Annotated in this window: 18 protein-coding genes and 1 riboswitch; of the genes, 2 read left to right on the forward strand and 16 right to left on the reverse strand. The window is 36.9% G+C overall.

Features of this window, described 5'->3' with window-relative positions; all coding sequences use genetic code 11:
* Positions 1–203: 203 nt before the first annotated feature.
* The 3 genes from V1499_RS18870 to V1499_RS18880 all read right to left on the reverse strand — a co-directional run bounded on the left by V1499_RS18870 (position 204) and on the right by V1499_RS18880 (position 2,234).
* On the reverse strand, positions 204–710 hold the full coding sequence (locus V1499_RS18870; protein WP_409271613.1) for a DUF1648 domain-containing protein: 507 nt from the start codon (positions 708–710) through the stop codon (positions 204–206).
* Between the two features lie 173 nt (positions 711–883).
* On the reverse strand, positions 884–1,156 hold the full coding sequence (locus V1499_RS18875) for a hypothetical protein (protein ID WP_409271614.1): 273 nt from the start codon (positions 1,154–1,156) through the stop codon (positions 884–886).
* 199 nt (positions 1,157–1,355) lie between these two features.
* Complete coding sequence (locus tag V1499_RS18880; protein ID WP_409271615.1) at positions 1,356–2,234, reverse strand: alpha/beta hydrolase fold domain-containing protein; 879 nt, start codon at positions 2,232–2,234, stop codon at positions 1,356–1,358.
* Positions 2,235–2,329: 95 nt separating this feature from the next.
* On the opposite strand from V1499_RS18880, the gene V1499_RS18885 reads away from it, so the two are divergent.
* Complete coding sequence (locus V1499_RS18885; RefSeq protein ID WP_409271617.1) at positions 2,330–3,208, forward strand: ArsR family transcriptional regulator; 879 nt, start codon at positions 2,330–2,332, stop codon at positions 3,206–3,208.
* A gap of 330 nt (positions 3,209–3,538) precedes the next feature.
* On the opposite strand, the gene V1499_RS18890 is transcribed toward V1499_RS18885, so the two are convergent.
* From V1499_RS18890 to V1499_RS18950, 13 genes are all read right to left on the reverse strand, one after another.
* Entirely contained in the window at positions 3,539–5,476 is a 1,938-nt protein-coding gene (locus V1499_RS18890) for a transglutaminase domain-containing protein (RefSeq protein WP_409271618.1), read from the reverse strand.
* A 1,019-nt stretch (positions 5,477–6,495) separates the two neighbouring features.
* A riboswitch (cyclic di-GMP riboswitch) is annotated at positions 6,496–6,578 on the reverse strand.
* Positions 6,579–6,962: 384 nt separating this feature from the next.
* Complete coding sequence (locus V1499_RS18895) at positions 6,963–7,274, reverse strand: putative quinol monooxygenase (protein WP_409271619.1); 312 nt, start codon at positions 7,272–7,274, stop codon at positions 6,963–6,965.
* A gap of 148 nt (positions 7,275–7,422) precedes the next feature.
* Positions 7,423–8,190, reverse strand: coding sequence for a class I SAM-dependent methyltransferase (locus V1499_RS18900; protein WP_409271620.1), 768 nt, complete (start codon positions 8,188–8,190; stop codon positions 7,423–7,425).
* 173 nt (positions 8,191–8,363) lie between these two features.
* The gene (locus V1499_RS18905) at positions 8,364–8,861 is read right to left on the reverse strand and encodes a DinB family protein (protein WP_409271621.1); all 498 of its coding nucleotides are present in this window, start codon (positions 8,859–8,861) and stop codon (positions 8,364–8,366) included.
* A gap of 151 nt (positions 8,862–9,012) precedes the next feature.
* A complete protein-coding gene (locus V1499_RS18910) occupies positions 9,013–9,945 on the reverse strand; it encodes a DMT family transporter (protein WP_409271623.1) in 933 nt (310 codons plus the stop codon).
* Between the two features lie 180 nt (positions 9,946–10,125).
* A complete protein-coding gene (locus tag V1499_RS18915) occupies positions 10,126–11,364 on the reverse strand; it encodes an MFS transporter (RefSeq protein ID WP_409271625.1) in 1,239 nt (412 codons plus the stop codon).
* A 190-nt stretch (positions 11,365–11,554) separates the two neighbouring features.
* A complete protein-coding gene (locus tag V1499_RS18920) occupies positions 11,555–11,929 on the reverse strand; it encodes a hotdog domain-containing protein (protein ID WP_409271627.1) in 375 nt (124 codons plus the stop codon).
* A 125-nt stretch (positions 11,930–12,054) separates the two neighbouring features.
* Positions 12,055–12,357 carry an inner-membrane translocator gene (locus V1499_RS18925; protein ID WP_409271628.1) on the reverse strand — a complete coding sequence of 101 codons (303 nt, stop codon included), beginning with the start codon at positions 12,355–12,357 and terminating at the stop codon, positions 12,055–12,057.
* A 72-nt stretch (positions 12,358–12,429) separates the two neighbouring features.
* Complete coding sequence (locus V1499_RS18930; protein WP_409271630.1) at positions 12,430–13,017, reverse strand: AAA family ATPase; 588 nt, start codon at positions 13,015–13,017, stop codon at positions 12,430–12,432.
* Positions 13,018–13,551: 534 nt separating this feature from the next.
* Entirely contained in the window at positions 13,552–14,460 is a 909-nt protein-coding gene (locus V1499_RS18935; protein WP_409271632.1) for a sensor histidine kinase, read from the reverse strand.
* 20 nt (positions 14,461–14,480) lie between these two features.
* Positions 14,481–15,227: an ABC transporter permease gene (locus V1499_RS18940; protein WP_409271633.1), complete on the reverse strand. Its 747-nt coding sequence runs from the start codon at positions 15,225–15,227 to the stop codon at positions 14,481–14,483.
* Entirely contained in the window at positions 15,220–16,137 is a 918-nt protein-coding gene (locus V1499_RS18945) for an ATP-binding cassette domain-containing protein (RefSeq protein WP_409271634.1), read from the reverse strand. Before V1499_RS18945 ends, V1499_RS18940 begins: the two co-directional genes overlap by 8 nt.
* 94 nt (positions 16,138–16,231) lie before the next feature.
* Positions 16,232–16,912: a response regulator transcription factor gene (locus tag V1499_RS18950; RefSeq protein WP_409271636.1), complete on the reverse strand. Its 681-nt coding sequence runs from the start codon at positions 16,910–16,912 to the stop codon at positions 16,232–16,234.
* Between the two features lie 390 nt (positions 16,913–17,302).
* Here V1499_RS18950 and V1499_RS18955 point away from each other — a divergent pair, with 390 nt between their 5' ends.
* Positions 17,303–17,956 (forward strand): GntR family transcriptional regulator, encoded by a 654-nt coding sequence (locus tag V1499_RS18955; protein ID WP_409271637.1) that lies wholly within the window; start codon positions 17,303–17,305, stop codon positions 17,954–17,956.
* Positions 17,957–18,006: the final 50 nt, after the last annotated feature.

The following is an 18,006-nucleotide window of genomic DNA, read 5'->3' on the forward strand; positions in this document are numbered from 1 at the left end:
TTTGTCCATGCTCTTTTCCCACTTAAGGCATAAAACTAATCCCATCTTTATCCTCAACAAATTTCAATTCCTTTAGCCGTTTATCCTACGCTCTATAAAAAATTCAACAAAAAAGCGCTTTAATCCTTCTTGGACTAAAGCACCGTTACTTTAAGTGTAATTGTTTACACTGTTAATAAGAAATTATTACTCTAATGATTTATTTATCTAATCTTTTTTTGTTTAATTATTCCTAATACAATCGGGATTAGGGCACTTAATATTGCTATTGGTAGAAACCATACTCCCAATCCGTTTCCCATGCCTAATGCAATTGAAACTGATTCAATTAAGATGAATGCAAAGATGATTAGACAAATATTTTTTAATTGATTCACCAGTTTTCGGCTTACTAAGTAGAACTCTTTAGCATTCTCTTTATTTAAGCGTTCTGGATAATTGTGTGATTCCGGGAATTTTTCAAACACTTGCATTAATAATGCTATAAATGCACCTACTATGGGCAATATAAAAAGTTCCATCTTTGAACCCCAACGGTCTACTTCACCCAACCCATTGTAATGTGCTGGAACTTCGTCAGGAAGCCCATTCCAATTGTAGATTAAAAAGATTAGCGAGCCTAAATAAAATGAATACCCGATGATGTCCCAAATCCACTCACTCTTCGTTTTCAATATTTTAATTTTAGGTCTTTTCCAAGAATTTAACATCGCCTTCAACTCCTTCCTTTTCCCTTAGCCCCAAATTTTTCAATTTAAAGCAACTTATATTCTTTAAACGATTGAAACGTCAAACTGTTTCCTTTTTTTCATATTTTTAGAAAGAAGTTCAACAAAATATGCGGTAATCCTTTATGGATCACCGCATCGTTTTTGAACAAGCACTATAAATTATCAATGTTCAACAAGCATTTATACCTTTCTCTTCTTTCCTTTTCCAGCCTTAATCGTTCGTGTTTCTTTGTTCTATTTGCTCTCTCTAGAGATGACAAACCGGTCACCTCAAGAACATTTAATTCCACATTAAAAATCCAATCAGTTACTTTAATATCGTTTGGATACTCAATCTCACCTATATTTTCTTCTGCATCTACTTGAATGAATGTACCATCTTTAAAAAAGAATTTATAGGTTAAACCAATCGTCAGTACGCCCAACAGTTCTCCTAGCTCCCGATGAGTAATCTGTATGATTTCCCCGCGAACTTCTTTGTCTTCAGAGGAAACTAAATCATTCGCGAACGCTTTTCCATCTTTATCTAAATAGAAATAATCTCTTTCACCAATAATTATAGTTTGGTCTAATTCATACCAGTTTGGATGCCAAGTTAAAATGATATTACTTCATCCAAAAACACTATTTGCTGTTTTCTTTAAACCAATTCATCACTTTATTAACCTCTTCACGATGTTTAACCAGCTCTTCCTCATTAATTAAACCTATTTTAAGATTTCTTTCAAAAAATGACCTTACTATGCTTAAAACATCATCTAAAGTTAATACACCACCTACAAAATCGTGATCTGCCCCTTTTATCTCGAGATATGATGAATTTGGCAAATGTTTATGTAAAAGCTGACTTTGTTGAACAGGACAGATTTCATCATAATCTCCTTGGATTATTAATACAGGTGGTGTGTGCCCATTTATATAATGAGTAGGGTTTGCTAGCTTTGCCCTTTCACTTTGGTCTTGAACACTTCCTCCAAGAAATTTTGATTCTGGAGAATTCGGATTATTATGCCATCCTCCCATTGCAAGTAAATCTACTGGGCCTGCCAAGGTAGCAACCGCATTAACCTTTTCCGAGATGACCTGTCCCTTTGAAGCAAATTCAGGATGATCTGCACTCAATGCTGCTAGAGTGGCTAAATGTCCTCCTGATGAATGTCCCCAAATGCCCACTTTATTTTCGTCAATATTATAGTTTTTTGCATTTAATTTAACCCAACGAATAGCTTCTTTTACATCTAGTAATGGAGCTGGAAAAATTGCCTCTCCACTCAACCGAAAATTAATATTAATACATACAAACCCATATTTCGAGAAAGAGGCATTCCATTCCCCACCTACTTTCCTTTTATCACCTGCCATCCATCCTCCGCCGTGCACATAAATAATAGCAGGGAAAAGTTCCTCCGACGCCACTGGTTTAATGATATCGAGTTTAAGCTCACGTTCAGCTGTTTGCCCATAAACAATATCTACTATTTCCTCAGTTTGATACATTTCCATATTCCTCCTCCTCTTATAGTTCAATATTAATTGAACTATAAATTCGAGTCAATATATGTTAAACTTAAATTAATATTTTTTAAGGAGAAGTTTTTATGAATATTAAGGTTCTTGACTCAATAGTTTATGAAGTGCTTCTTAGCCTGTCACTTTACAAAAGACAAACACACCTAAAATACTTAGCTATTTCAAAAGATTGGTATGAAGAAACTAAAAGTAAAATATCCAAGGAATTACATAAGGAAATAACAGAGCTTGCTGATCTGCATTTTGAAGACTTATCAGTGCATTTAATTCAACATTGTCCCTATAAAGATTTTAAAGGATATCACTTATGGCTTTCTGAACTACCATTAGGGGAAATGTACGAGTTATTGGCACCTTATGTGAGCGAAAAAAAGGGAATGCCGAATGACTTAGATAGGAGGAGGAAAAATCATCTATTGATAATATCAAAATGGTATCAGGAATATTTTATAGATATTGAGGAAATGGTATCTCCAATTTTAACCCATAATATTAAGAATGTTGATGTATCAGCACTAAAAGATCATCCCTTTAGTGAAATTGAAGCGATAACGAAAGGGTTCAATATCGAAAATTCACAAGTTTCCGAAGTTGTTCTTGTTCCTACCTGGCATTTTCGACCTTTATCTTTAATCGATATTTTCAATGAAAAAGTAATTCTTACTTATCCTTGTTTAATGGATGGCAGGGATGAAACATTGCTTATTACCAAAGCCTTGGCGGATGATAAACGATTGCAAATTCTTAGTAGTATGAAAGAAGAAAGTAAAACATTCACCGAACTTGTTCAATTGATGGGGATGACAAAAGGGAATATCCATCATCATTTGTTACTGCTTCGTTCCGCCGGTCTTTTAAGAATAACTCCAACAAAACAGGAGTATTTTCTATATAATTTTAGACATAGCAGAATAAAAGATTTATCTGACCTGTTGTTAAATTTTTAAAAAAACTTTTTATAAGAAAACATTAAAGGATTGAGCTGCAACATTTAATGGATGTACAATCAAATGTGCAGCTCTTTGAAGCTCGTTTTTGTAAGTATTAATCAGATTAAGTTCACTCAAATTGATTCCTCCTTTATACTAATTAACTCAAATCAAAACCTTCTCATATTTTATATGAAACAAATCATTCAATTTTCATTACAAATTCCTTCTTCAACTTTCTTGCAACGTTGAGTTAAGAATTCAACAAAAACATTCATAATGCCAGATACCTTTGTCCACGAATTAAAGGGAACTCCATAGGGGTTCCCTTGCACCGATCCTACCATATTAATGTGGAATGGATACCGTATAATTTGGGCTTGCTGCCTTACCGGTTTCAGTAATGTTCACATGGACTTTATTATATTTTTTGGAATCTGCCAAGTAATAGGTATGTGAATTAGTCTTTATACTGAAACTGGTGATTTTCCTGTTTGTCGTTCCATCATAGAGGGTGATCACTGCGTTCTTTGGAATATTGGTGAACGTGAATTTTGCCCTCTTATCGGCTTTGGTAACCTTTACATTCTTACTGGTCAATGCCTTTGATTTAGGCGGCTTTGGAAGCGTGTAGGTGTAAGGACTGCTTTCCAGTTGATTAGATGATTTTCTAGTCAGATAAACTTGTTTATAACTAGATAAATTTTTGATTACTGCCCGGGTATTCCCTTTTCCTTTTGATAGCACTCTCTTCGTCGCTCCGTCATAAATGATAAATTCATCATTAGAGCTCAGATTCTTCATGGCGAATATTCCGTTTGTACCATCTAAGGTAAAAGTAAAATTATTGTTGGTAAGAGCTTTGCTTTTTGTTGACGGTGGGACCGGTATCTCTGTTTTTGTACTTTCTATTCCGTTGTATTCTTTCGCACTAAGGTAAATCACTTTTCCCAGGGCTTCAATATCCTTTACATAAAAAGAGATTTCATTAGGTCCTTTTACAACCATACTGGTATCAACGAGTACCCCTTTTTCATTGTAAAGGTGTACGTCCCCTGAATTTGAAAATGAATGATTTATCTTAATCACATCGTATTCGGAAAAGTTATTGTGGATTCGAACCGTCGTTAGCGGGATAGGCATTGTTTTTACCCGAAAATCATAGGTAAGGAAGGTCAAGTCACTTTCATAGGTGTCCTCAGTCACCCTGGATAAATAAAAAGTTCCCTGATAATCAAATAAGTTGTTGAAATGGTCTTCAAGGTATAAACGAAAATGACCTTGGCCATTTAACCTATAGAAATCCAAATCATTTGGAGATATCTCTTTATAGAACCACATCTTCCGTTTCTCATTGTACAAGACTAACGTATCCCCTGGCTCCACTCCTGTTATTTCGATCAATGTATATCCTTCCAACCTCTTCACTTCTGCTTTAGGTTGGACCGCCTTCCCAATAATAACAGGCGGATTGATAGGCGGGCTATCTGGGGTTGCGGGGAAGTCCTGGTAGTTCCAACTCCTTCCTTCCACAAGATACTGATTGGTTGTGTGATTTATATAAGGCTGTTCAGGCGTGTGCCAGGTGGTATCGACGTGCCTCCAGACACCGTTGATTTTCACCAGATTCCATTGGTGTCCTATAGGGCCAACTAACCCACCTACAAGGTAAGAAGTTAATCCCGCCTTTTCGAAGAGGATTTGTGCGTATTCACTGTACCCTTCACAGACAGCCAACCCATATTTCGCGGCACCATAGGATGTTTGGCTAATGGGATTAGTATTGTAATTTGCTTGATCGTGGTCATATTCCACATTCTCGTATATATAATTTGCGATGGCCTCCAGCTTCTCTTCCTCTGACATGCCAACTCTTAAAATAGATTTTAAAACGGTATCAGCTTTGTGAAAGACAAATGCTTCTTCTTCCTTCGTATTATCGTAATGGAAGGAAACTTTCATATCCCAATAGCCGTCCACTACATGATCAGCGATGGTGAAACTTGAAGTTTCATTCAGAAAGGACAATTCAGGAATCCTCTTAGTATAATTCTCGACTAGAAGATAGGGCTGGTTTTGTCCGAGCAGCGGTTTACCAGTGTATTGAATCTCTATGGATTTTGCCCTTTCCTTCATTTTCTGAACCAATAAATCCCTAAGCTGTTCAGGTGTAGCAACTTGGTAAGCTTGCGTACCTGCTGTACTAGCCGATACAGGTATTATGAGGTTCAGAATTAGCTTGAATGAGAGCAATAAAGCAAGATAATACTTTGATTTGTTTTTCATCTCTCAGCACCCCCAAAATGCACTATTTGGATAATTATTACTATAATTATAATAAAAGGCTCTTCACCACAAAAAGTGGTTTTTGAAAATATTATTATTTACGCTACAGGCACTACGCTTTCCGCGGGCAGTCCACGAGCCTCCTCGGCGAAACCCATGCCTGCGGGGTCTCCCCTAGCCAGCTTGTCCCGGCCAGGACGTTGAATATTCTTCCCCGAAAATGCACCGCAGGAGAAAATGCGTAGCATTTTCGAACGAGTCTTCGCGCCTTCCGCTCCAATCATCTATAAAAAAGAGAAAATTTATAAACCAGCACTTATGTTGAAGAACCTAATGAAATCCTAGAGTGATAGATAGAGAAACTAGAAACCTAAAAAAGAAATCTACTGTTTCGGAAGATTATTACGAGGGCCATGAAGATCTCATACACGCTTTTGAGTATAAAAGGGAATGAGGGTATCGAAGCGAGCGGCCATCTTACCTCCAATTTAAAATTTTTAATAATCAATCGCACTAAATTGGCAAGAACAAAATGCGTAAGCGATTTCGCGACAAGCAAAAACCGCTTGTCCCTGCGATGATTATTCCAAGGAGATTTCCTTAGTGGTCAGCCCCGACCAGCATAAGACGAGGCCCGCAGGACACTGAATGGCATCCCTGAATTCGCCCACGCACGAAGGAAATGCGAGCACAAAGGAAGGCTTCAGCGAACTTACATCGCACGAAATTATGCGGTAGCATAATTGAGGATTTCCGAGGACGGGCCTGCCCTCCGGAGGGAACCGGCTTATGACCTCGAGGGGCTAGGCTCTCCTCGGAAAAGAAAAACACTTTTCCTTCGTGCGATGCTAAGCTGCCGTAGCTTTCCTTGTGGAGCTGGATTACAATAACTTGTTTCGAGTTATCCATAAGGATCAATTTTAAATTTTCCTTAAAAAATAAAAAATCCTGTAAATTTTGCTACAGGATTACATACATGAATGCAACAACCTACTTGAAATAAATAGATTACTGAATATGATTGCAACTCGACTGCCATAGCTGATGCGTTAGGCTCGTAGCTTTGCGTCCCCGTCTTTCAACGGGTTTGCCAATATAAAATTATCTACCACTACTTACTATTATATCCATAAAATAGTAGCTTTTCAATTTTTATGAGTCCTTTGTCCTATTTTATATATTCAAATTGGTTTCAGGCAGGAGTTTTACCAAAAGTATAGTTAAACAAAGAGCAACGCCCCCTATGCGTTGCGCAGTTCTGCAGCTAAACTCCCGTATGTATAATAAGAAGTTCAACAAAATATGCGGTAATCCATCATCGTTTATCGCAACCGTTTTGAACCAGCACTATAAATTATCGACTACCCGAATGCGCAGCCTAATTTTTTGTATCAATATCCTATCCTTATTACCCAGCTAACCAACCATTTGTTTTCTAAAGCTGCCATAATGACAGCCCGTTCTACTTCATGGAGTTTAATTCTAATTAGATGAAATGCCCTTTCCCACCTTTTGTAATTAAGGTGCTGATTCTTTCCATACCAGTAATAAGCGGTTTTGCACGGCTTATTAATGTTTGGGTAGCTTCAAGGCTTAGAGACGCTTGGTGGGCATTTTCATTACTCCACACCTCATAAACATACACAGAATTTGGTTCACCTTCAGAAATATTTACAAGATAAATCTCGCATTCCTCAAGATTCTTCATGGATTCCGCTGCTTCTAACAAAATATCTACCATTGTGTCACGTTCGCCTTCTTGTACCGTAAACTTACCGAACAAACTGAATTTATCCATAATGGTCCTCCTTAATTTTGTCACGGAAATCTCCTCGTAGCTAATAAGGAATTCAACAAAAAAGATGCTTAATCCTTCCTGGACTATAGCACCCTAGGACAATTTTGTTTTTCCCCGTGAAATGTTTTGAAAAATTGGAATCAGAACATCAACCAAGTCTGCAATGGACAATCATGGAAACACTATCTTTCGTATATGCATCTTTCTTCCACGATCCATATAATTGCACCAGTTCAAATCCGTGTTCTTCTAAGATTCTTTCCAACTCCATCGGAAAAGTATACCTTAACGAAATAGAATCCTGTTTTGATTCAATTATTTGCCCGTCTTTTACCACATCATATGTTGTCGTACAGTGCAAAATTTGCGTGTGATGATGATAAGTTTCGCGATGTTTTTCAATTACAAGTTGATCATGACTATTTGTATACCTTTCTTCCGACTCTTCCACTATTGCTAATTCAGCTAAAATTGGATTTCGTGTATCAAATATAAATTCGCCGTTTGGTTGCAAATGACTCTTAACAGATTGAAAAAGCTCGTTCTGGCTATCATTTGTTAAGAAATGTTGAAATGAGTTTCCGGTCATAAAGATTAAAGGTGCCTTGATAGGTAAATTCAATTTTGTGCAATCTTGCTGCTCAAAATGAATGTTTAGATTCTCTTTTTCGGCCTTTTGTTTTGCTAAATTTAGCATACCAGCATGAATATCGACACCAATCATTTTCAGGCCTCGTTTAGCCATAGGAATCGTTACACGTCCAGTTCCACAGGCCAATTCAATAATAGGAGAAGTCTCCTGTTTTACACATTCTAAAATATAGTTCAAGTCCTCTTTGTAATCATTGTATAATTCATCGTATTTTAAAGGATCTTCATATTTCTCCAAATTATTTTCAAAACAGTTGACACTCATTTAAAAGCCTCTTTTCGAATAAATTTACTCTAGGAAGCCTGCGCGAATTTTTAACAAAAAAGCGCCTTAATCCTCCTTGGACTAAAGCTACCCAATGGTTTAAGTACGATTCTTACCTAGCCTGGTTTAGGTCAAGCATTAAAATGCGTTAATTTTCATCCTAAACACCCTCACTAAGCAAGTCTTTGTTCTAACTCATCTTTCTGGCGCAAGTGATGACGAAAATGCATACCAACCAAATCATACCATTCCCTTGCATTCAGCCATCCGAAACCTCCATGTTCGACTTTATAATTTGGGTTTATCTTATCCACTTTCGATTCCCATTGACTCAACCTTAGAATTAGTTGATCCAATCTGCTGATAAGAACGTCATTGCTATCTGAATTATTGGGTGGAGCGTTTAGTTCATCTGGTAATTTAATTTTTATTGGTGGAAACCCTCCAATCTTAAATAAATGCTCACCAAACTCCGTCTTCCCAAGGGGCTGTTCTTCATTTAACGTGGCACATGTTTCCATATTGTCTAGATACTCATGGGCAACGAGGATTAAATGGTCATACATTTGCCCAATAGACCAAACCGCTTCTTCAGATTTATATCTTAGCTGTTCCGAAGAGTATTTTTGAAGCTCGTTTTTGTAAGTATTAATCAGATTAAGTTCACTCAAATTGATTCCTCCTTTGGACTAATTAAATTTTGATATTTTTGTATATAAAACAAAGTATTCAATATTCGATTACAAATACCTTCATTACAGGAATGCTTACCTATTGCTTCATTAATTTTCTTCGCAAGCGGCCCTTTAGCCAAGATCATTGCTAGGCACTTTTTTTTACTTTGTTACGAATTGGTTTTTCCCTTAATAGGTTCGTTCCGATTACGCCAAAAATAATGAATAATGAGCCGATTATATGGAAATAAAATATTTCTTCATTCAAAATTAATCCCCCGGCAATGATTGAAATAACGGTAGACATATTCGAAAAAACGCTCATTTGCGAAGCCGGAATCTTAGATAAAATATAATTAGATAACAATGAAGTTACGAATGAAGCTAAGATCCCGAGAAAGAGAATAGAGCCAATGAAGTTTAAATCAGACCATGGGATTAACATTGAATTTAAATCTTTACTTATTAAATGCCTGGATATCGATAGTGTGTTAAAAAAGAAAAAACCTACCATTAACATAAAATATGTGATTTCAATTGGTTTATATGACTTTACTAAAGAGCGGGTAAGGACAGTATATCCTGATAATGATAAACAGGAGGCTACAAGGAGAAGGACCCCATTCCAATTTGTATTAGAAAATGAATTTCCTTTCATAATGAATATAAATACGACTCCAAATACGGAAAAGAAAATTGAGATTTTTTGATAAATTGTCGTTCGTTCTTTTAAAAAAAATGCAGCTAATATTGTGGTTAAAATAGGGATCGTTGCGAATAGTATGCCTGCTTCTGATGACTGAACCGTTTCGAGACCATAAGCCTGAAAGACAAAGAAAAGGGTTGGATAAAGGAGTGTTAAGGGTAACAGTTTTTTGAATGTGGTGGCCTTAAACTCTAACTTTATTATTTTTAACACAATTAATAATGTTAACGTGAAGAAAGCAATCGTAAAACGGGAAGCTAATGTATCTAATGGATTAGATAGTGTGACAGCCTTCTTAGTAAACAGAAATGATAATCCAACAATGGAAGCATTCGTTAAGGCACTCAAATAGGCTAAATAAATACCGTTTTTCATACTAACACGCTCTTTCTGTATAAGTTTAGCCATATTGTACTGCAGAAGCCAATTCATAACCTCATTAAATAGGTTGAAATAAACTACGACTTTAGGCTGTCTCCTATAATTCACCTTCCAATAAGGAATTCAAAAAAAACGCCTTAATCCACGGGATCAAAGCAGGTGATGGAGACATTTTCATGATAAGGATTTACCATCTATTTCCAAGTGTATTTCTTGATCGTTTAGTTTTTCAAAAATAGGGTGTAGCCAGCACGTTATATTCGTTATTATTGTGATGATTCCAAGAACCGCAAATAATAAGGGAATGGAGAAGGCTTCTGCAAACAATCCTCCTAATGCCGCACCAAATGGAACCCCTGCCTGGGCAAGTAATATCCGCACTGAAAAGACTCTGCCCCTCAAATGTTTAGGAACTCTGCGCTGGTACAGTGTTGTATTATTGATGTTAAAAATAATCGCAAATAAACCTTGCCCAAGTGAAAAAACTAGCGCTAACCCATAATAGGGGGTCCAAGCTAAGCCGATTAAAAATAATCCATTCATAAATAACGAGCCTAACATGACATTCTTCCTATTCTTGGGTTCCTTAACTATTCCCATTAGCAATGAACCACACACCATCCCGAGTGAAAAGGCTGATGTAAACAATCCATATTGAAAAGCCGTGCCTCCTAATTCATCGGTAATATAGGGCAAAAACATCGGCTGTGCAGCGCCTGAGCTAAAGTTAATCATCATCATCATGATTCCAACCCAAAATAATACAGGGTAAACTCGAAAAAATTGAAGCCCCTCTTTAAATTGAATAAACCAGCTTTCCTTTTGTTCAAGACGTTGTTTTTTAGAGCTGGGGTTAAACATTAGTAATAATCCTGCAGCTCCTAATGCAAGTATCAGGATTATGAGAACGAGCTCGACACTAAACGCGGAAATCAAGATGCCCCCTAATGTTGGACCCAAAAGAGTCAATAGTTGTCCTGTGCCTTCTAGAATCGAATTCCCTTTCGATAATTTATCCTTTGGTAAAACATCAGCAGTATAGGCCATGCTAGCAGGATAAAACAAAGGCTGCGCCAGCCCAATAGCAATTGATACCATGTACAAATGCCAGAATTCCAACACACCCAGCGGTAATAGGATGGCTGGAATGAGAAAAACTGCTGCCCGAAACCACTCTGAAAAGATCATTACTTTTTTACGATCCCATCGATCCAAATAAGGGCCCGCAAACATTTGAATGACGATATTAGGAAGCATGAAGGTTAGCCAAATACTCCCCATCGCTATCTTTGAACCTGTCATTTCATAGACTAGCCACGATAAAGCAAAAGTTGCAAAAGTGCTTCCTAAACCCGAAGCCCCTTGCGCCAACCAAAGAAACACAAATTTTCTATCTTTGAATAGTTCCCTCATCACTCGATTCCCCCATCGTGTTTCAGGCATTTCTGTCTATCAACAGCTTGTAAAATGATCAGATGGTATGTACCTTTAGCAAGCCAATAAACTGGACTGGGTTCGTAAAGTGGTTTACTCATATTGAGCAAAACCAATCTGGTAAGTAATTCAACAAAAAAGCGCCATACTCCTCTTATTTATAAGTTTCTTAAAGTATTACACCTGAAAAAGTTCCTTTTAATACTTCCTTTTCATTCTGATTTTTGCATGAAAAGGATGCAACAATAGCGGTTCTGCTATTTTCTTGCCTTTCGTATTTTTCAATTTTCACTTCACAAATGATTGTATCCCCTGTAAACACTGGTCTTAAGAATTCAAAATTCATTGTACGCGCCAGTACGTTGTAAACCCCACCTATTTTTGTCGGGAGAGTTGCTGTTAATAATCCTTGAATGACAAGTCTTCCCTGTTCATCTGGAGTCCTATGATGGATCCCTTCATCTCCTGAAATCTCTGTGAATAATTCAACATCCCTTACAGTGAAAGTCCGTTCAAACGTAATTACATCTCCTACTTTTAACACTTAGTTCTCCCCCTTATCACTAGCGGACCGAGTAGAGCTTACCTGTTCTTCAGTAAGAAATTAAACAAAAAAAATGCCTTAAACCTTCTTGGGGTAAAGCACTCTTAGTAGCGTATAAAGTAAAATTAATTTCCGGTTTTAATGTACAAGATAATCGATCTTATAAATCCGATTATTAGAATGAGAATTCCATTGGCTAATGTTAAAAGACCTAAAAAAGCACCGCCATAGCCAGCTCCTTCTCCTGTCCCACCCGAACTCCAATCATAGTAATGAAGCAATAATGCACCACTTGAAAATCCAATGACTGGTGCCAGTATCATCATAATGGTGCCTGATACATATAGATTTAATTTTCCTTTTTTGAAAAAAATAAAAAAAGTAACATTCAGCAGAATTAAGATGAAGATTACTACAAGTAAAATCAAAGTATCTATTAGAATCCCCTCCGCAATATGCGTTCTTTTTTAACTCTCCTTTAGCTCATTACGGTAATTTTCTTACAGACTTACTTTATCCGAGTGTGCTTTTTCAGCAATTTGAACAATCCTATTTATAATCTGATCAACATCCTCATTATTCTTTATTACAAATATATAGTCTGCTTCACCTTCAATTGGATCAACAACATCCTCATTTAAAGATTCAACTCGTTGTCTAACGAGAACCTCCTCAAAATTTGAATATGCCCCCCTGAATATGTTCGTACTTCTTTGGCTATTAATCACTCGTTCATGTAGAACATCATCAGGAATATCAAAATGAACCAAGATACGGATAAACTCGTCATTAGCAAACAACTCTTCAAGCAAATACAATCTTCCTTTTCGACCTCGATTTGAGTTGCAAAGAATCAAGTGGAAATCCGTATTTCCTTTGGCATAATCGACAATTAGTTTTGAAAGCAAATGCTTAAGAGTATTAGGTCCTTGTTTTGGTTGTAAATTTTTATAAAAAGTATTAATAAATTCAGCGTGGTTATCTTGGTCCATAACAAAAGAGTTATGTAACTGTTTTTCTAAAGCTCTTGCAAATGTAGTTTTTCCGGAGTGGGTTTTACCTACTGTAATAATTACCAACCTTTTCATTATTTCAACTCCTTCTGGGCAGGTAGTTTACTATGTATTTCATCAGAATTAGCTCGGATATCTGACAACCAAAGGCTAAAATCAGGGGTGCTTGTCAGAAAAAACCCAGATATCTGACAACCAAGGGCTAAAATCGTGGTTGCTTGTCAGAATTAGCACGGATATCTGACAACCAAAGCCTAAAATCAGGGGTGGTTGTCAGAATAAGCTAAGATATCTGACAACCAAGGGCTAAAATCAGGGTTGATTGTCAGAATAAGCTCGGATATCTGACAACCAAATGCCAAAAACAGGGTTGCTTTTCAGAATAAGAAAGGATATCTGACAACCAAGGGCCGAAAACAGGGTTGCTTGTCAGAATTAGCTCGGTTATCTGACAACCAAGGGCTAAAATCTGGGGTGCTTGTCAGGTTAAGCTAGGATATCTGACAAGCAAGAGCCGAAATCAGGGTTGCTTGTCAGAATTAGCTCGGATACCCTTATTGGACTAAAGCATACAAGAAATCAAATCAATAAATGTTTATCAAAACCCACCTAATCCCACTTTCTAAACGACACTTCTAAAATAAATTCATTTTCATCGACATTCGCAGCCGCTTTTCCTCCTTGCTGGGTAACAAGTTGCTGAACAATATGAAGCCCTAATCCTAGATGAGTACCAGATCGACTAGAATCTAGCCTGAATGTCCTATTAAAAATCTTTTCGAGTTTCGTTGCATTCATGCTCTCAACATCATTTACTGCCCTTAGCAAAATATAGTCTTCTTTCTCTACGAAGCTAATTTTCAAATAACTTTTGGCATACGTTAAAGCATTTTGAATAATGTTGGTTACGATCCGAACGGTTGCTTTGTTGTCGGCAAGAACAGCAGGTACAGTACCTTCATCCATTTGTACCTCTAACTGCTCTTTCTCAAAATCTTCATAGAACATTAGCATCGTTTCCACAACAATTTGATCTAGATACTGCTTTTCAATGGTTAATTTCTTGTCCGAGGAATCGAGCTGAGAGAGTTCATAAAACAAATCTACAATCATCGTGAGATTATCGATTTTCTTCTGAATAATTTCTAAAAACTCTTTCCTCTCTGCTTCGGAAATAGACGGATCTGTTAATAGCTCTGAAAATCCTTTTATTGATGTTAAAGGCGTTCGTAAATCATGGGAGATATTTGTAATTTCTTGCTTTAATTCCATTTCTCTTCTTTCGACGGACTGCTGGTTCTGTTTGAATAATTGAATCAGCTGGTTGATTTTCGCAGCAAATCGGGCCAAGTTTTTGTTATGGGTATTTGTACGAACTATTTCATTTGTCCCGAAATTTTCACTGATTTCCTCTAATTGCTTTGTCATCCTTTTGACATCCCAATGAAAAAGCAGAAGCATACAGACAGCAACAATCAGTAGGGAAACCAAAATCATGATAATCAGCCAGCTGCTCAATTTCAGTCATCCCTTCTCCATCAATCGATGTTTTTAGTTGCGAACTTTTTTGCTCCAATGAGTAAAGAAATTACGGAAATGCCGATACCCACAACCCAATATTTGTAATCGAATTGGACTGCGTCATCCAAGAAACTCATTAAGTTATCCTTTAACAATGTATGCGGTGCATATTTATATAACTCGTTTAAGCCTGAAATTGGACGGAAAACCCGCAGCATGTTCCCGGAAAGTCCAAAAATAAAGAACAGCACGATAATAATGTAAACATCTCCAACCCTAAGCATCTTCAACGTATGAGTTAGGAAAAATCCGCTTAGTACAATTGGTGCCATATTGACACACGCTAGCAGAAAATTTCTTATCGCCTGATTATCCCCAGCAAATATATTCTCACCTAATACAGCCATAAAAATTATCCCAACGACACAGATCAGCAGAAAATAACTTAACGTCAGGATTAACTTAGACCAGAAGATAGTATTTCGAGAAATACCGAAAGAAATCGATTGCTTTATCAGAGTCAGATCTTTTCCAGTGAGAAATGAATTATAGATTAGCCCTACGATTATAATCATTAATCCGCTACCAACCACATTTGAATAGAAAAATTTACTGGTCGCGTAACGAAAATTCGGATCAGACTGACCAGAAAAATAAAGGACGGCGGCTGCAGCGGCAATCAGAAATAAACATATTACACCTGTTAGATGCGGCCCTTTTTTACGCAGCAGACGATAACTTTCACTTTTCAGATAATTAATCATTTTTATTCCCCTCCACTAATCCTAAGAAGTATTCCTCTAGATTCAGAGCTTCGATGCGAAACTCCTTCACCATCACACCATTATCAACTAAAAGGCGATTGATAGCTCCACTGCTCTCTACATGATTTTGGATCGTGATGGCATGATTAGGAAGGACTTTGAACTGGATATCTGCATAGGCTCTTTCTAATAATTGTGCTGCTTTCACTGAATCATCCACCGTTAGGAGAATTTGTTTCCTGCTCTTCTCTTCCAGAGCCTCCTTGCTTAAATCATCAACGATTACACCATTTTTGATAAAAACAAAACGAGTCGCTAACAATTTCAATTCCGTTAAAATATGACTGGAAATTACGATCGTTATATGTTTTTCCTGATTGAGCTTCAACAATAATCTGCGGATTTCCATAATCCCCTCGACATCCAACCCATTGATGGGCTCATCAAGAACTAAACAATCGGGGTTGCTTAAGAGACAAAGGGCTATACCTAATCGCTGCTTCATCCCCATGGAATAATCTTTAAATCGTTTTTTCTTTTCATTTGCCAAACCGACAATTTCCAGGACTTCATAAATACGTTTCTTTTCAATGACACCCCGTTGAATCCGGAAATATTCCAGGTTTTGAACTGCGGTAAAGTCCGAGAAAAATGCAGGTGTTTCAATCATAAATCCCATTCTTTTTTTCTCATTCTCGCTCTCTTTACCAGATTTCCCAAAGAGCTGAATCTCCCCAGTTGTCGGGAATAATTGGCCTGCAAGAATTTTGAATAACGTTGATTTGCCTGCGCCATTTTTTCCAATTAGCGCACAGATTTCTCCTTTTTTTACCGAGAAATCAAGAGGTTTAAGGACCTCATCTTCCTTAAACTTTTTCGTCAATTGATACGTCTGAATGATGGTATTCATCTTTTCGACTCCTTCACTAATCCCTTGTTGTTTCCAGTTTAGCTTAGAAGCCTTTAAAATCCTTTAAGCAAAACATAAAGAAATCTTAAAGAAGTCAGATAAGCATAAAACCTACTCCCCAAATGGTCTTAATATATTCTTCAGCCGTATTTTCGGAAATCTTCTTTCGGAGGTTAGAAACGTGAACGCTGATCGTATTATCATCCCCATAATACGTCCCTTTCCAGATGTTTTCATATATCTCCTTTTTGGAAAGCGCACGCTCCGGATTATTCATGAAAAATGTTAAAATATCAAACTCAGCATTTGTCAGCTGTAGCTCATTCTCTTTTAACGTTACAGACCGTTTTTCTGTATTGATTTTGAGCTCACGCCATCCTATTTCCGCAGACTGCTCCGGGTGAGAACCTGCTTTTCGTAATTGGACTTCGACCCGGACCAGCACTTCCTCCTGATGAAACGGTTTGGTTATATAATCATCCGCACCCATTTTCAATACATTGACTTTATTCTCAAGATCGACTTTCGCTGAAATGACGATAATCGGGATAGAACTCTTTTCTCTAATTTCTTTTATTAGTTCCTCCCCACTTTTTCCCGGAAGCATCAAATCCAATAAAATTAAATCAAACGTACTAGTTTGCAGCTGCAGCAAACCTTCTGTACCCGAATAAGCCGCGACCGGTTCCATATGCGATTTTGCCAAAATTACACTCAGTAGCCTACTAATCTCTTGATCGTCTTCAATAATTAAAATGCGTTTACCTTTATACATAATTATCACCCGTTTTTTAGCAAGTAGCGATTTGTATTATTTAATTGATTATTCTAATTATAGCTTAGTAACAACTTAGGTATAGCGGATATTAACTTACTATTACTTATCCCCTATTTCAAAAGCGGTGTAGGACTGATGAAACATAGTCCATAAACAAAAAAGCCGCCAAAAATGGCAGCTTTAACTCACGTACTCGTTCCTTTAAGAACATCGGCTACTCCTTCCTGGATCCACACATCCATTGGTTGAGGATAACCGTATATCCAAGGACTCTATTTCTCCTTCCTGGTTGAAATAATATATAGCCTTCCCTCTAAATTGAAACAAATATATAATATATTATATAAACAGTTAAGAACGGATTTTTTTAACAGAAAGGATAGTGTGATGAATAATTTTTTATCCTCATCCAAAGATGAAAGCCAAAGAAGTTCATTACCCGATGAAATTGCACAACATATACTGGGAAAAATATTTACTGGAGAACTAGAACTCGGTACAAGACTAATTGAAGCGAATATTGCGAAGGAACTTAACGTTAGCAATATTCCAGTTAGGGAAGCATTCTATATTTTACAAAACACCGGAATTGTAGAAAGGTTACCAAGAAGGGGAGTTCGGGTTAAGGAATTTTCAGAAGAAGAAATTAATGAATGTATTGTTGCTCTAAAAGAATTATATCGAATCGGTATAGCCTATTCAATTCCGAACTGGAATGAAGAACATCGACTAAAAATTAAAAATTTATTAATCGAAGCAGAAGAAAAATTAGATCAAAAGAAAATTGATGAATATATTTCTATGTGTGATCAAATAACTTCTTACGTTTTTAAAGTGGCTGGCAATAAAGTATTCCTAAGATTTTATTCGGAAATCACATATATTACAACAGCTTATAGCCAATCAATATGGAATGATGCTGAAAAAATAAAAAGCTGGCATTCCCATTTAGAAGATGCAGTAAATGCTCTAATTCAATCGGACTTTAAACAAGCGGAAATCCAGTTGGTGCTTTTGGCAAAGCAAGCCTTAACTGCTTAATTATACTTTTACGAGTACAACTCAATCCATTTTTCGGAAAATAGAAAGGT

Origin of the sequence: Neobacillus oceani (genome assembly GCF_046237595.1) — a bacterium.
In the GTDB taxonomy this organism is placed as follows: Bacteria; Bacillota; Bacilli; order Bacillales; family Cytobacillaceae; genus Bacillus_D; species Bacillus_D oceani.